12 protein-coding genes are annotated in these 16,203 nt (G+C 37.7%); 10 read left to right on the plus strand and 2 right to left on the minus strand.

What is annotated here, in order from left to right:
* The 5 genes from CH76_RS11800 to CH76_RS11820 all read left to right on the plus strand — a co-directional run.
* Window positions 1–1,587: helicase-related protein (locus CH76_RS11800; protein ID WP_036146577.1), on the plus strand; the 1,587-nt coding region annotated here is incomplete at its 5' end.
* Window positions 1,584–3,422 carry a DUF1998 domain-containing protein gene (drmB, locus tag CH76_RS11805; RefSeq protein ID WP_036146579.1) on the plus strand — a complete coding sequence of 613 codons (1,839 nt, stop codon included), beginning with the start codon at window positions 1,584–1,586 and terminating at the stop codon, window positions 3,420–3,422. The genes CH76_RS11800 and drmB, both read left to right, overlap by 4 nt.
* Window positions 3,423–3,696: 274 nt before the next feature.
* Complete coding sequence (locus CH76_RS11810; protein WP_036146582.1) at window positions 3,697–6,756, plus strand: UvrD-helicase domain-containing protein; 3,060 nt, start codon at window positions 3,697–3,699, stop codon at window positions 6,754–6,756.
* Window positions 6,756–9,299 (plus strand): hypothetical protein, encoded by a 2,544-nt coding sequence (locus CH76_RS11815; protein WP_036146586.1) that lies wholly within the window; start codon window positions 6,756–6,758, stop codon window positions 9,297–9,299. Before CH76_RS11810 ends, CH76_RS11815 begins: the two co-directional genes overlap by 1 nt.
* An 11-nt stretch (window positions 9,300–9,310) precedes the next feature.
* Complete coding sequence (locus CH76_RS11820; protein ID WP_036146589.1) at window positions 9,311–9,541, plus strand: hypothetical protein; 231 nt, start codon at window positions 9,311–9,313, stop codon at window positions 9,539–9,541.
* A 266-nt stretch (window positions 9,542–9,807) separates the two neighbouring features.
* Here the strand turns inward: CH76_RS11820 and CH76_RS11825 are convergent, their stop codons facing one another.
* Window positions 9,808–11,145, minus strand: coding sequence for a Sau3AI family type II restriction endonuclease (locus CH76_RS11825; protein WP_036146592.1), 1,338 nt, complete (start codon window positions 11,143–11,145; stop codon window positions 9,808–9,810).
* A 100-nt stretch (window positions 11,146–11,245) separates the two neighbouring features.
* On the opposite strand from CH76_RS11825, the gene dcm reads away from it, so the two are divergent.
* The 5 genes from dcm (at window position 11,246) to CH76_RS11850 (ending at window position 15,303) form a co-directional block, all read left to right on the plus strand.
* Window positions 11,246–12,490: a DNA (cytosine-5-)-methyltransferase gene (dcm, locus tag CH76_RS11830; protein ID WP_036146595.1), complete on the plus strand. Its 1,245-nt coding sequence runs from the start codon at window positions 11,246–11,248 to the stop codon at window positions 12,488–12,490.
* Between the two features lie 150 nt (window positions 12,491–12,640).
* Window positions 12,641–12,922, plus strand: coding sequence for a DeoR family transcriptional regulator (locus CH76_RS11835; protein WP_051910350.1), 282 nt, complete (start codon window positions 12,641–12,643; stop codon window positions 12,920–12,922).
* A gap of 71 nt (window positions 12,923–12,993) precedes the next feature.
* Complete coding sequence (locus CH76_RS11840) at window positions 12,994–13,227, plus strand: hypothetical protein (RefSeq protein ID WP_036146598.1); 234 nt, start codon at window positions 12,994–12,996, stop codon at window positions 13,225–13,227.
* 44 nt (window positions 13,228–13,271) lie between these two features.
* Complete coding sequence (locus tag CH76_RS11845) at window positions 13,272–14,141, plus strand: YjjG family noncanonical pyrimidine nucleotidase (protein ID WP_051910351.1); 870 nt, start codon at window positions 13,272–13,274, stop codon at window positions 14,139–14,141.
* 82 nt (window positions 14,142–14,223) lie between these two features.
* Window positions 14,224–15,303 (plus strand): branched-chain amino acid aminotransferase, encoded by a 1,080-nt coding sequence (locus CH76_RS11850; RefSeq protein WP_036146600.1) that lies wholly within the window; start codon window positions 14,224–14,226, stop codon window positions 15,301–15,303.
* A gap of 45 nt (window positions 15,304–15,348) precedes the next feature.
* Here CH76_RS11850 and CH76_RS11855 read toward each other — a convergent pair.
* Window positions 15,349–16,203 (minus strand): DMT family transporter (locus CH76_RS11855; RefSeq protein ID WP_235190397.1); only part of this gene is annotated, 855 nt, incomplete at its 5' end.

Raw genomic sequence — 16,203 nt, forward strand, 5'->3', positions numbered from 1 at the left:
ATACCAGTATTAGGTTATAAAAAGAATGGGCAACAATTTATATCTCACTGTTTGGATAAAGAGTGTGATTTCTTTGACGAAATTCCTGTTTACTTTATTGATGAAGCTATTTATGAAAAGCAACCTACCTTTTTAATTGGCACAGTCGATAAGTTTGTGCAACTCACATGGAATCCTAAAGCACGTTCAATTTTTGGCATCGGCGAAAGTGGTGAGCAAGTCGTAACACCACCAAATTTGATTATTCAAGATGAACTACATTTAATATCAGGCCCTTTAGGAACGCTTGCAGGACTGTATGAAATGGTAATTGAAGAGTTTTGTACTAAAGTTATTAATGGGAAGCGTATAAAGCCAAAGATTATTTCTGCCACAGCAACAATTAAAGAATTCGAAATTCAAGCGAAATCTTTATTTGGACGTACCAAAGCAAAGCTATTTCCTAGCCCAGGTCTAGATATAGATGACTCATTTTTTGCTAAGGTAGCAACCGATAAAGATGGTATTGCTTTACCTGGTCGAAAGTATGTAGGTATCTATACTACAAATGTTGGTCTCCTCATGTCACAAGTTAAAGTTTTCTCTAGTGTTTTAGAAGAAGGGAAGCGTTTACCAGAAAAGGAAAGAGACCCGTATTGGACATTATTGGCATTTTATAACAGTTTGCGTGACTTGGGCGCAGGTATTAATTTATGTTCAATGGATATACCTACGTATATGAATGCTATAAAAAATCGAGAAGGTTACCCTGAAATGCGCTTTATTCAACACCCATTAGAGCTAACTTCACGTATTCAAAGTAATAAAATAGCTGCTACACTTGATAAATTAAAAATAGAGCTAACATCTAACAATGCAAAAAATGTCTTAGATGTTTGCCTTGCTTCTAATATTATTGAAGTAGGTGTAGATATTGATAGGTTGTCATTGATGGCTGTGGTAGGACAACCTAAAACAACAGCTCAGTATATTCAAGTCACTGGTCGTGTAGGCAGACGTTGGTTTGAACGTCCAGGCGTAATATTCACCTTATATTCAAATCGTAGTTCACGTGATAAATCTCATTTTGAACATTTTAATGAGTATCACCAGCGTTTATACGCTCAAGTTGAAACGACAAGTGTTACCCCATTTTCAGATGCTAGTCTAGATCGAGGTTTAGCAGCAATTGTTATTGCATTTTTACGACAAAGATTTTCTAAAACAATGGCTATAGAGCCTAATGTGGAAGGATATAAAGAAATCCTTATAGATGTTAAATTTAAACAGTTTATCCGAAATATTAAGGCGCGATTAAAACTAATTGATCCCGAACAGAATGATTACTTCGATGCTAAATATCGAGAGTTTCATGACTTAATAATGGCTGGAAATTATAATACTTGGAAAGCTGATGATGGCATGCAAGGCATAATGTATATCAGTGGTGATCCCGCTGCGCCTGAGTTGTATCCTGATGCCATACCGATGATAAATTCGTTACGAAGCGTAGACGCCACTAGTTACGGAGAAATAACAACGAGTGTCAATAAAGACCATGCAAAAGAAGAAATAATAGAGGATGCGTTAGGAGACTTGCTAAAGTGAAAAAAATACCGTTAAGAAGAAGCCAGTTAGTAAGTACAAATGGACCTGGCTCCCTAATTGTAAGTCCAGAAGGTGAAACAGCAATTGTAGGTGCTTTAGATTACTGGTTCAATAAAGATAATATGGCTAATCAGAGCCTTGAAGAATTTGAAGTCTACGAGCCTAGACTAAAAGGTTTTCTAGGCGTTAATAAATTATATACGCCACCGGATTATAGGGATACAAATGAAGGTATTCCCAATGCGAAAATAACAATTCCAATGTTACGTTTTCCATTATGGCATTATTGTCCTTTTTGTAAAACAATGGATAAGTTAGAGTATGGTTTAAGAACTTCTCAAGTATATTGTAAAGTTTGTGATCAAAGACGTTATATGAAACAAGTGCCTTTTATTACAATATGTAAGCAAGGTCATATCTCTGATTTTCCATGGATGGAATGGGTGCATGAAGGGGGATTTTGTAAAGGGAAGCTCTCACTTAATACAAGTGGGGGCGCTACATTAGATTCATGGAAGGTTAAGTGTTCATGTGGTAGTGAGCGTTCATTAAGGGGGATTACAGCTAAGCGTCAAAATAGCTCTGCTTTAACAGAAGAGCTATATGCTGATGAGAGAAAGTTCATTTGTAGTGGACATAAGGCCTGGTGTGGCGATGAGCATGAAGAATGTAACGAGCCGACAGTTGCGATTTTACGAAATTCTATCAATGTCTATTTACCGCAAAAGGTCAGTGTGATTTCTTTGCCAGGCGAAAAGAATCAAAATGTGGACAAACTAATTGATTATTTGCAGGGTCAAAAAGCCATTCATCGTATACTGTCTAAAATAACAAATTTTGAAGATAAAGTGGATACGCTTTATAATGCGCTAAGTGTTCAAGGGTTTGCAAGAGAAGATTGTGAAAAAACAATTCTTTATATGAGTGCAACAGATGAAGAACTTACTGAGGAAGGATTATCACCAATGATGTTGCGTGAAAAAGAGGGACGTATCTTACAAAGTGCTCAGAATGAAAATTACTTGAAAGTCTATAAGGAGTGGAATCAAGAAGAAGAAGATGCAGTAAACTATGCTGGAAAATATCAAAATGTTATCTCACTAGTAAACCGTGTTACTAAGCTAAGAGAAACTACAGCTTTAGCGGGTTTTAAACGATTAAGTTCGATGGACGAGGAAGGAAATTATACATTTAAAAAGAGTTACGATTTAATGTATCAGCAACAAATCGATGATAACCAAAAGTGGTTGCCGGCATATAGCGTATTCGGAGAAGGTATTTTTATTCAGTTTGATTTAAATGAAATTAAAAAGTGGGAAAACGATCCTAACGTTCAACACTACTTTCAAAATTATTTGAAGCGGATAGCCAATATGAATCATTATATGCCTGAGATGATTGAGGGCCCAAGGAGTATGATGGTTCATTCGTTTGCCCATCTTATGATAGAAGAGATTGCAAATACAAGTGGTTATAATATGGCTTCTATTCGAGAAAGGCTTTATATTAATGAAAACCAAGTAGCAGTGCTTATTTACACATCTGCAGGTGATGCAGAGGGAACATTTGGTGGATTGGTGAGAATGGGGCACAAGAGTAAAGTATTCCACCTCATTGATAAAGCGCTGAAGAAAGCGTATTGGTGCAGCTCCGACCCTGTATGTACGGAACTCAGTAAGAGCACCGGTCAAGGGTTAAATAATTCTAATGGTGCTGCTTGTTATAATTGTATTTATATCCCGGAAACATCATGTGAATGCGGAAATATGTATCTAGACAGGTCGTTAGTGAGCGATGCAAAAATAGGTTTTTTAAACTTAGCAAAATACAAATAAGAAAAATGAACGTCTACAAACTCATAATTAAGAGAAGTAGACGTTCATTTTTTATATTTTAAAAGTTGTATTTAGTATATTTAAATAGTTTCTTCGGATAATTTAATACTTAGTAAATTGACTACATTATAAAATAAAAAGTCTGTAAAGTGCATTTAGACGCATTAAAAATTATGTTTATAATAATTGCTTATGTTTATAAGGTGTAAGTAAGTTGATAGAAAAATGTTTCATGATATAATAAAAAATAAGGGAAAAAGTGGGGGGTCTTACTATGATTTATGGTTCGAGAGATATAGCAGTAAGTGGAATGAAGTATGAATATGAAGTTACAAGAAAGTTAAATACTGCTTTTGAAAATCAAGATTTCTTTGGCATTAATGGTTATCCTATGCACCATAAGGATGGTTGCTTTCATAGAGAAGTCGACGTGTTATTTGTACACCGCGAGTTAGGTATTTTTAATATTGAAGTAAAAGGTATAAAAATTAACGAGATTGATTTTATCATAGGTAATGAATGGCATATGATTCCGACCTTTCATAGTAAGACGATTCAGCCATTTCATCAAGCGATGCAGCAAACCTATATGTTAGAAGGTAACCTGAAAGACGCAGGTATGCTTAAAAAAAGCGAAAGAATTAAAACTGTAGTTGCTTTACCAGAAATCACAAAAGCAGAGTGGCAAGCACGTGGTTTTGATAAACAACCTAATCTTCCTATGCCATTACTTAAAGATGATTTTCTTACTAAAAGTGCTTTGATTGCTAAGATGAAACACTATGACAATAATAAAAAATCTGTAATGTTTTCTAGTGAGAGATGGCAAGAAATACAAAAGTTTTTCCAAGTGGACAACTTATTGGTAGATAAACCTATAAATTCGGTTGAGAAATATATAAACTATGAAGGCGAATCAACAGAAAAACCTTTATTTTCGCAATTACTGATTATTCATACCGCAGAAGAATGGGATGCAGCGAAAATCGTCAAAAAGCTAAAGAGCGGCATTAAAATTTATTTATTTTTAACAGACCCTAAACTACAGCGAGGATTGCGAGGAACAGATGAATTTGTTGACAAAAATCAACTTGAAGTATTTATCTTGAAAAAATCATTACCTGGGTTAAAGATTAACGATGGAAAAATGAGTGCTTTACAAAAAACTGCTTTTGCCAATCTTACAAAAACATGTGAATGGTTTAACGCAGGTCAATACCAAGCCATCCATGCTGGAAAAGATAGTCATCAAGCGATTATAGCTGGAGCGGGTACAGGAAAAACACACGTTATGATAGATCGAATATTATATTTGCACAAGGTATGGGGCACTGCTTTAGATGAAATTATCATGCTTACCTTTACCAATCAATCGACAAATGAAATGAGAAACCGTTTAGAAGATCGACTTATTACTTTAGCACAACTAACAGGGAGCAGTGCGTACTTACTTCTTGCGGAAGATGTTGCTAACATGCAAATTAGTACAATTCATTCCTATGCGAAAACTGTAATTGAAACTTTAGCTCATGAATTAGGGTATGGTAAAAATATTAAGTTGCGCAGTTTTACGAACGAAAAGTATGACATTATTAAAGATTTGATTGATAAGTACCTAACTCATATGCCGGATGATTTCTTTAAAGTATATGGCATTCAACATTTTGAATTGCATAAGTATATCGTGGATTTATGGAAAGAGTTTGAGAAAAATGGGTTATCTAAAGAAGAAATTAAAGAAAAGATTGACTGGGGAGATGTTGAAGCGCAATCGCAACCACTTGCAAACTTATTTAAGTATGTATTCGCTCACTGTGAAACAGCGCTTGAGAAAAGAAAACGTACATTAAATGCGATAGCTATGAATGATGTAATAAGAAAATTAAAAACCTTTACAGCAGAAGGTTCTTTAGCATTGAAACAATTGAAGCAAGATTGCTATCTTTTTATAGATGAGTTTCAAGATAGCGATGATGTACAGATTGCATTTATTGCGCAGTTACAACGTATCGCCAACTATAAACTATTTGTGGTTGGTGACGTTAAGCAAAGTATATATCGATTTAGGGGAGCGGATTATCGTTCATTTGATGAACTAAAACGTAAGTTAGGCGCTAATGCGACAATGACTGAATTAACCTTACGAATAAATTACCGAAGCTCACAAAATCTATTAAGTGAAATGGATAAATATTTCATGTCGTGGGGGCAACAGGAGCCGCAACTACTACCATATTCTGAAGAAACAAGATTAAGAAGCAACATTCAATCGCAAGTTAGTGATAATTGGGAAATAGTTAATCCTCGACAAAAACAAACGAAGCAGGAAATTAAAAAATGGATTAGAAAAGCATTGCAGGATGTAGATGGTACTGAAAATAAACAAGTAGCATTACTAGTTTACAGCAATCAACAAGCGGGGTACTTACAACAAGTCTGTGAAGAAATAAATATACCAACTGTAGAAAATCTAGACGGTACATTTTATACTACGTTAGCTGTAAGGCATTTCCACTCCTTGCTATTAGCTTTACTTTATCCTAATAATCTAAATTATATGATTGAAGGACTAAATACACCGTATTTTAACGCTGTAATCAAGCCGCATAGTTTATTGAAAGCATTAGGAAACCGAGCGAAATTAAATGAAATGTTAAAAGCAATTAAGGATGAAACGATTATGCCCTATGTCGAAAAGTTAAAAGAATATAGTGTATTGTCAGTCATTCAATTGCTAATTGCTGAAAATAATACGTTACACTACTTGAAATCTTATTTTATGGAGCAAGGACAGAGCGAAGAAATGGCAGACCACCAAGCGCAAACGTATATTTTATATTTGCAACATCTATTGCTAATTATCGAAAAGACTTTCTCTACACAGCAATTAACATTGTACACGTTAGTGACTTGGTTGAATTTACAAATTAGTACAAACCGTAATGAAAATACACCGATTGTAGAAAACAGTAAAGCAAAAACCGTGATTTCTACTGTGCACCGTGCTAAAGGGTTAGAGTTTGATACGGTTATTATGCCCATGCTAAATGCGAAATATGGTCAAATTACTAATGAATTTTATATTGAGGATAAAGTACAAAATGATGGCAGCCGCAAAGTTGGATGGATATTTAAAATGTCGCAAAAGGTATGCTGCAATAATTATTATAGTGAGTTAAGTAAAGTTGAAACATTAGAGGAGCGCAAAGAACAAGCAAGGTTGCTTTATGTTGCCTTAACCCGAGCTAAACAACGAGTCGTTTTATTCATGTCGACAGGTGATTTAGACACTTGGTCAGGATTATTACAGCAAGCACAGAGAGGAGTAAAGTAGTGGTACAAGTATACACATATGATACACCAGAATGGTATCAACACCCCCAATTTACTAATATGACGGATGCGCTTCATATTTGTGCTACAGGTAATGTGAAGCAAGGTATTTTAGAAAAATATAAAAGCAATTTCAGCAATGTTATAACGGTACATGCTGTTATTAAGGAATTTGAACTATCTAGAGATTGGTATAATCCTGAAAATCGTTTGCAACAGTACCTTACCTTATCTCGTGAAATTCAGCAGTATGAATTCAATAATGAAGAGTTAGCCTATTCATTTAAAGCAAATAAAGAACAAGTACTAGAAACTATTAGGTTTTTAGTTGAGGCGGGGCAAAAACCATCCGATTTAGACGAAAAAGTAAAAACCAAACAGGAACGAGCTTTTCAAATAATCTGGAGTGATTTTGAGAAAATTACAGATGCATGTAGTGAGCATCGTCATCTATTACAAAGTTCGGTGGGGGCACAAAAATTTCGTAATCAGTTTAAGTTACTAAAAAATAACACCATATTTTTACACGGTTTTTATTTCATTACTCCCAATCAGCAAGTGTTCTTTAAGTATTTAGAGCGTTTAGGTTTTCAGCTTATTTTCTTTCAATACTATGATGAGCGCTTTCCGACCACGTTTGATTTTATAAAACAGTTTATTAACGAAGAGTATGGCTGGTCATCTGATTGGCATATCACTAAAACGTTACAAAATCAATCAGCTACATTAGGGACGCAATTTTTATCAGGATATGAAGATGGAAGAGTGAATCAAGCATCAATAAAAAAAGAAATTATAAAATATCCTACATTTTTTGATTTTTTGCAAGATGTCGTCATTCCTTTGCACTCGGGAGAACAATCCACTGAGTGGAATGAACAAAATAAAATATTTGCGCCACAAGCTAAGCAGCTAAACCAATTATTGCAGACCCAATATCCTATGTTAGATAGCTACAAACAAAATTTCTTATCTCATCCGATAGGAAGGTTTTTGATTAATATCCATGAGGTATGGCAAGAGGGACAATTAAAGCTGCATGAAAGTCTAATAATGGAACTCTTTTCTTCCGGCTGGCTTGTTGATGAAAAGACTGAAGAAGACGCTAGAAACTACACCTATGATTTAAAACAAATTTTCCCTTATTTTAAAGGTTGTGAAACTTTAGAACAATGGAAAAATACAATTGAAAAGTTATACATGGAAAGTGAAAAGCTTCTAGGCTTATTTGGTGCTACGGATGTGAATACGAGGGAAGCACAGTTCGCTACACCCTTTAGCAATCTTAGTTATTTAAGTTTGCCTTTAGAGCGTATAGCACAAATACGCAAATTCTTCCAAGAAATAGAGTATTTAGCGAAAAGTTTATTTAGCTCTGAAGATGGCGCCAGTTGTATCGATGAGCATTTTAGGAAGCTGAGATTATTATTACAGAAGCGGCGTGATTTATCGGTTGATACGGATTCTTTAGAATTGAAATTGCTTAATCAATTGATTAGACGTTTAGAGAATATTAAAGAAAGAGTAGACTTCTTATATGATGATATCCACTCAGCTCTTTATTTATATTTAAATGGTAAGTTCTCAGACAAAGAAGATAAAGGGGAAATTATCACAGAATTTCTAGAAGTGGACGGTGAAATGTTTAAACAACGTCCCGAAAAAGTATGGTTAGCGGGGATAGATGAACACGGCTTGCCATTTGGGAAAGCAAGTTTACCTTGGCCATTAACGCAACAAACTATAGAAGAACTAGGAAAAGAAAATGTAGCGGTGCAATTGTTTCTTAATCGCAACAAGGCAGTTAAACAAATATCAAGGTTTTTGTTCTTCATTGCATTAGAATTTCTTTCGATTGAAAATTTACAATGCTCGTGGCTTAGTAATCGCGGTAATCATGATAACCTCAATTCTACCATGTATGTCCGTCAACTAGGTTTTATACCTAAATTGTATAGCCCAATTCAATTCCCAGCGGATAAAGAGTTTGAGACTTATGAAGCCGATTTACCTCTACCTACAGCTGGTGAGTTAGCAAGTTTTAAACAAACCATTGATGAAGAAGTAGTGCAGATGGAATATCTACTTTGCCCTAAACGCTTTTATTATAGTCGGATCCTACAACCTTACAGTACAATTTCAGAAGATTTTGTGCATGGGTTTGTATATTCCACAACGTTTAAAACGGCACTAAGTTTATCAAGAGAGATTAAAGGTAGGGAAAGTGACGCTTCAAAAATCGCTGAACAATTAACACCTTATTTCCCTCAATTTGAACAATATCGTGTTGATTCCATTGTCCAACATTCTAAAAATTATGCATATCGTAATTTTACAAAAAATATCAAAAAAATAAAGGAAAATATCGTCTTTCCTGGTTTAACAACCGCCTTGAAAGGCAAACTAAAGCAAAATATCACACCAGTTAATATAGCGACAATCTTTGATCCAACCAACTCATTCGAAGCAAAACCTTCTAAAAATTGTAAGTATTGTCCGCATCAATCTTATTGTATAAGTGCTCAATATCAAGTCGATGAGTGAGGAGGTAAAAAATGACGCATTTATTAAAATTAATGGCCAGTAAATGGCATTTGCTAAGCAATCGTCAGGTATCTTGTAATACTAAAGCTGACAGTGTACAAGATGTGGCTAGAGCACTTGCTAACAAAGTTGCAGAAAGTCCAGAGCATGTAGAATACGCAAATGATTCAAAGCACGTTAACACCGAAGGACACCTAGTAAATCTACAAACTAAGGTTCGTTTAAGAGATAAATTTGATTGAGATCTAGAGCGAAGATTATTATATGTAGTAATGGCAAGCGCTAAATCTATATTAGTCATGTTTATGTATGAGGATTCAGCCAAAAAGACTTCAAAATTAGATGAAAAATAAAAGAGGTTAGGACAAAAGAAAAAATGTGAGACGATTTTCAAAATCGCCTCACATTTTTTTGCTTTCAAGTGCAATAAATAATTTATTTAGCCAAGAAAGTTACTACTCAAATTTTATATCTTTCCTAAAAATCGAGTTATGTCCCAGCCTCTTTTTTATAACAAGTCTAAGATAAATTCCTTATTCAACCAAAATGATTGTTTGGTAATTGTAGCCCCGCAAGGCAAGGTTACGGTGTCTTTGCCATCACGCGCTTTAGAGCGGATATGGCATACACCATTAAATTTTGCATTGGGCAGGTTGTTGCGATTACCACGTTTAGTTGGTGTGACGCTAACGCCATTGTGTAAAATTTGTTGGGTTGTGTCATAAAAATCACGCAGAGTAGTGTCAATAAGTTGTTTTGGCATATGCCAAAGAACGAGGTCTTTAAAGTAGAGCTGCTCACTCTCATCTTTAGCAAAAATCACAAATACCCATGTGGTAGCTTCAAACATTTCAAAGAGCGAGCTATCTTCAAATGGTGTATGATACCACTCATTAAAATCAATTTGTGGGAAAGACATATGTTCTTTCATACTGCCGTTTTGCTCTAGCCTAATAGTTTTAAAGCGGTAATTAGCTTTCGCAAATTCTTCGATGTTCTCTAGCTTTGTGCCTTTAATACCTAATACACCGCTTACGAGTTGAGGGACGCGTGATTTGGCGTTGGATAGTTTAATGTCATATGTTGTTGCGATATCCTCAAGTTTCATGCCTTGAAGCGGTTTAAATTTATTTTGTAAAATTTCAGGCAGGCTGAGTCGTTTTAGTTGATCTTTCGTCGTAAATTTGGTAAGTTGCGAAGGGTCTACTAATGTGCGAACGAGCGCGGTCATATAGCTTGCTTTTAACGAATATGCGCGTTGTTTAGCAAGAATGGGGCTATTAGGTTGTTCACGTAAAGTTGAAGCATTCGCGCCTTTTGTAGCTGCACCTAAGTAGCTCGTATCACCTTCTGATAATAGGTGCGCTTCACCATTTTTAATTTTGGTCGTAATAATCTTCCAATCATTTTGGATAATGAGTAAGTCTTCCTCACTAAAGGTATGTAAGTAGGTTTTGGTAATCGTAAAATCAAGACTATCTGTTTTGTCTTGCCATAGGTAAAAGAACAAAAGTAGTTTTTCATTTTTTTGCCAGAAGCTTGAGGTGTAAAAGGTTTGTTGGTACTCTTCCATATAATTGATGATATTTAATACAAGGCGTTCTTTAGCAGAGAGTGAGCCATTTTTATTAAGTTTGATAGGTGTAACTTTAAGTTCAATACCTAGCTCTTTAAAGTCGGCTTCCTTATTAGAGTTAATGGTATAGCCAAAAAAGCTTTCTTCTATAATATGCCCTAAGCCACCTTTATGGACTGTGCGTTTATTTTTACATAATTCTCTAAATGTCTTTTGTTCAGCTGTTGCTGAGTAGTTTACTAATGCTTCTGTTGTTTCAAATTTTTTCATTATATTGCCTCCTTTGCTTTAATTCTAACATAATGTAAGGTGCTTGAAACTTACAGCAAGAAAACCTATAATTAAGGTTTGTAGAAAGGGTGTTCGTAGTATGAGTACAACAATTAATGTAGTGGAGTTATTTGCGGGTGTTGGTGGCTTTCGTCTTGGCTTAGAACGCGCAGATAAGTCTGTCTTTAAAACGGTTTGGGCAAATCAATGGGAGCCTTCACGTAAAGCGCAACATGCGTTTGACTGTTATACCAGTCATTTTAGTGAGGGTGAACAGGTTAATACGGATATTGCGCTTGTGCCGAACACCACGTTTGAAGCGTTAGATGTGGATTTAGTTGTCGGAGGTTTTCCCTGCCAAGACTACTCTGTAGCGCGCTCACTAGCGGGTGAAAAGGGGCTTCAGGGTAAAAAGGGTGTGCTTTTTTGGGAAATTAAACGTGTGATTGAAAACAGTCACCCACGCTTTATCTTGCTTGAAAATGTTGATCGTTTGTTAAAGTCACCGTCTAAACAGCGCGGACGTGATTTTGCAGTGATGTTAGCGGTATTTCGTGATTTAGGGTATGACGTGGAGTGGCGTGTTATTAATGCAGCAGAGTATGGGCATGCTCAGCGCCGTCGCCGTGTATTCATTTTTGCTTATAAAACAGAGTTGGTGTATGCCAAAGCGCAACAGGCATTAGCGAAGGATGCATTATTATTTAAAGAGGGATTTTTTGCGAGTAGCTTCCCAGTAACAGGTGAACCATACAAAAACCGCTATGCTACTACGGAGTTGCCAGAGGATGTTGTCGCAATCTCAGATGAATTTTCGTTTGAATTTTATACAGCTGGTATTATGCAAAAAGGTAAGGTGACAACAACACAGCCAGTGGCTAAAGAAATTGCACCTACTACACTTGCAGCAATTATTGAAGATGATGTGGATGCTATGTATTATTTAACCGAAGCTGAGGACGAAAAATTTACGTACCTACGTGGTGCTAAGAAAATCGAACGTGTTTCAGCAACAGGGCATACGTATTTCTATTCAGAAGGTGGTATGTCACCAGTTGATGATTTAGCTTTACCAGGGCGTACTATGCTGACAAGTGAAGGTAGCGTAAATCGTAGTACACATATTATTGAGGTGGATGGACGAAAACGTTATTTAACACCAATGGAATGTGAGCGCTTAAATGGCTTTGATGATAATTGGACGGCAGGCATGGCAGATCGCATGCGTTACTTCTGCATGGGAAATGCGTTAGTTGTACCATTAATTACAACCATGGGTAAAAAAATTAAAGAAATCAACGAACAAGAGCCTAAGCAAGACCTACAAATTACGTTTCATTTGTGATAGAGAGGGTTTGAGACGCTACCTATCTTCTTTGTAAGTGAGGAGTTAGAAAAACAAAGAGCGAAGTATTATCATTTATTAAATGGTACAAGAGGTGCAAAACCTAATTGGTTTGCGTGGCTACAGTTCTTTTTAGGCGCTTCAGCTCGCATGACAGAAAAGCTCAATATTCTATTGGATAAAGCAGAGGATATAGCAAGTAAAGGATTACAACAATGTGAGACACTAATTGAAGAAAAAATTTATGTATTTACGTTTAGAGAGCCTAATGTTACGGCTGTACAGGTGGCTGATGTGTTTGGTATTGCCGCTACAACAGCTAGACGTGCCCTCAATGAATTGAGCGATAAGGGCTTACTATTTAAAGACACAGCCAAGCGTAGAAATATCGAATATTTAAACTATGATGTATTAGATTTAATTGATAATTAATAAGGCCAAATGAAACCATTTGCCATGCAAGACGTATACTACTATAGTAAGTAACAGGAAGCGGGGATACTATGGAGTTAATCGTATTATTAGTGCTCGCAATTATTGCCTATTTGGTATTGAAGTTGGTGTTTGGTGCGCTAAGCTCATTGCGCTTTGTGCTACTGGCGCTGCTTATCTTCTTATTGTGGTATTTTAATTTGCTGGGCGATATGGTGGCGGTTTTTCAGGCGTTGTTTGACAACATTAAAGCATTCTTTAGTGGACGTGACGCAACGAGCTTTAAAATCGATTCATTCTTTTAAGGCTACTCCTTAGCGAGTAGTCTATTTTTATTGGAGGTTATGGGATGTATACACATTTATTTTTTGACGTGGATGCCACGTTGTTGGATTTTCCGGCGGGGGAGTTGTACTCGCTGTCTCGTTTGTTTGAGGAGTTGTCATTAAGCCCTTATGATGAGGTGCAGGCAACGTATACTAAAATTAATCGTGCGCTATGGGACGCATCGGAGCGCGGCGAAATTGGTGTGGAGGCGTTGATGAGTGAGCGTTTTACGCAGTTACTGGCGGCGTTTGAGCTTGCGGGTGATGGACAGGCGTTAGATGAGTTGTTTCGTGCGCGTTTAGCGGAGGATGACTTTAGTATTGCGGGTGTACGTGACATGCTTGAGCGTTTACATAAGCAGTATACGATTGCGATTGCGACAAACGGCATTGCGACGACGCAGGAGGCGCGCTTAACGCGTGCAGGGCTGTGGCCATATATTGACGCAACGTTTGTCTCTAATGAAATTGGGGTGCAAAAGCCAGATGTCCGCTTTTTTGAGCCCATGATGGCGCTTGAGGGCTTTGATAAGTCGCGTGCGTTAATGATTGGTGACTCGTTAACGAGTGATATGGAGGGGGCGCGCCGCTTCGGTATGCCGCGTTGTTGGTATAACCCTTTGCAAAAGCCACTGCCAACGGTGCCTGTGCATTATATTATTTCGGATTATGCCCAGCTTGAGCGTTTATTGGCATGGCAATCGCCAATACGTGTGCGTTTAGTGCATCCTGATTTTGCGCAAGACCGTTATTTTGTTGGTGAAGGCGAGTTGCCGCAAATTGTGAGTGATCCGCACGAAATGGTACAAAAAATGCATGAAGCAGGATTTTTAGACACTACGCTAGCATCTGCTGATAAAGTCATCGAACTCCGTACGCACGCTGTGAAATAACTACTGCCTAAAGTAATAGTTTATGATAGAATAAGAATATTCTAATAATTTAGTAGACTTTTTCGAAAGGCGATGTTGAGAGATGAAGGTAGAGGACATGTTGATTGAACGAACAACGACACCAAAGGAGAAACCAGATTTAGATACGCTGGTATTTGGTAAGACATTTACGGACCACATGTTTATGATGGATTATACGGAGGGTGAGGGCTGGCATGGTGCGCGCATTGTGCCGTACGGTGATTTAACGGTAAGCCCCGCTGCAATGGTATTCCACTACGGGCAAACGGTATTTGAGGGCTTAAAGGCGTATAAAAACGAAGCAGGTGATGTGACGTTATTCCGCCCAGACGAAAATATGGCGCGCTTAAATGCGTCAAATGATCGCCTCTGTATGCCGCGTGTGGATGGCGACTTTGTCATCGAGGCTATGAAGAAGCTCATCGCAATCGAAAAGGACTGGATTCCTGCACGACCAGGTATGGCACTGTATGTGCGTCCTGTAATGTTTGCGACGGAGCCTTATTTAGGTGTTTCGCCGTCAACGATGTACCGCTTAATTGTGTTACTGTCACCAGTAGGTGCGTACTACAAAGAGGGGATTAATCCTGTTAAAATTGCGGTGGAGAGCGAGTTTGTACGCGCGGTTAAAGGCGGCACAGGTGCAGCTAAAACGGCAGGTAACTACGCGAGCTCATTAAAAGCGCAAGAGGTAGCGGCAGCAAGTGGCTACTCGCAAGTATTGTGGCTAGATGGCTGTGAGCACAAGTACATTGAGGAAGTTGGCGCAATGAACGTGTTCTTTAAAATTAACGGGGAGATTGTAACGCCTGCGTTAAACGGCAGTATTTTACCAGGGATTACGCGTAAATCAGTAGTTGAGTTACTACAAAGCTGGGGCGAAAATGTCAGCGAGCGTCGCCTATCAATTGATGAGTTAATTGAAGCAGCAAACAATGGCACGCTTGAAGAAGCATTTGGTACAGGTACAGCGGCCGTTATTTCACCTATTGGGGAGCTTGCGTACCAAGGCAATAAAACGATTATTAACAATAACGAAATTGGGCCACTCGCGCAAAAGATTTATGATACGATTACAGGCATTCAAACAGGTACAACTGAAGATACTTTTGGTTGGCGTGTAGCAGTTCCCGTAAACTAAAAAAATGAGTTCGGTAGTATACCGGACTCATTTTTTATTTTGCCTTTAACTGAGCACCTTAACCCGTTGTGGTGGGTGATAAAGGCTGTAAATAATACCGCCAAAAATAAGCGCAATGCCAAACAGTTGCCATGTTGTTGGCGCAAAGCCTAACAGTATAACATCCAGCGCAATCGCAACAACAGGGTCCACAAAGGTTAATACGGATACAATAAGCGTTGGTAACTCGCGCACACTATCAAAAAACAAGTAAAATACAAAGCCGGTATGGATAAAGCCTGTGCCTAAAATATACAGCCAATTAGTGGTCGTAAGCCCGTTAAAGAGCGCAAAGTCTACAAATGGCGCTAATAGGACGATGCCTACAATTGTTTGGGTAAAGGTGAGGGCATAGGCGCTTAGGTTAGTGATGGTTTTACTCGTAAACACTGTTAGCGCATAAAATACGGCAGATAACATGGCCCACATAAAGCCAGACGACAATAAATCGTCAAGTGACGTAAGGTTGTGGATGCCCACAATAAAAATACTGCCTAAAAAGCAGGCAATAATCGCAATAACCGCGCGTACGGTCATTTTTTCGCCCAGAAATAATGTACCTAAAATTAGCACAAATACGGGGGCTAGGTTATAAATAGAGATGGCAACGGAAATCGCCATTTCTTCAAAGGCTTTAAATAAAAACACCCAGTTGAGCACGATAAATACGCCGCAAATTAGTGTGCGTAGCACTTCCTTTTTGGACCAGCGCTCGGTTTTATGCCCACCTGTTAGCCACCACACAGCACCTAAAAATAGTGTGGCACAAATGCAGCGGATAAAGACAAGCTCAATAGCGGGGATGCCCGTGTGTACGGTGAAGAAGCCAATGGAGCCAAAAATCGCCATGGCCACGGTTAA

The organism is Lysinibacillus sp. BF-4 (genome assembly GCF_000743635.1).
GTDB classification, from domain to species: domain Bacteria; phylum Bacillota; class Bacilli; order Bacillales_A; family Planococcaceae; genus Metalysinibacillus; species Metalysinibacillus saudimassiliensis.

Bases quoted from the DNA above. Each gene is read 5' to 3' on its own strand.
- CH76_RS11810 (WP_036146582.1), top strand. From the start codon at position 3,697: ATGATTTATGGTTCGAGAGATATAGCAGTAAGTGGAATGAAGTATGAA.
- CH76_RS11820 (WP_036146589.1), top strand. From the start codon at position 9,311: ATGACGCATTTATTAAAATTAATGGCCAGTAAATGGCATTTGCTAAGC.
- CH76_RS11825 (WP_036146592.1), bottom strand. From the start codon at position 11,145: ATGAAAAAATTTGAAACAACAGAAGCATTAGTAAACTACTCAGCAACA.
- dcm (WP_036146595.1), top strand. From the start codon at position 11,246: ATGAGTACAACAATTAATGTAGTGGAGTTATTTGCGGGTGTTGGTGGC.
- CH76_RS11835 (WP_051910350.1), top strand. From the start codon at position 12,641: ATGACAGAAAAGCTCAATATTCTATTGGATAAAGCAGAGGATATAGCA.
- CH76_RS11840 (WP_036146598.1), top strand. From the start codon at position 12,994: ATGGAGTTAATCGTATTATTAGTGCTCGCAATTATTGCCTATTTGGTA.
- CH76_RS11845 (WP_051910351.1), top strand. From the start codon at position 13,272: ATGTATACACATTTATTTTTTGACGTGGATGCCACGTTGTTGGATTTT.
- CH76_RS11850 (WP_036146600.1), top strand. From the start codon at position 14,224: ATGAAGGTAGAGGACATGTTGATTGAACGAACAACGACACCAAAGGAG.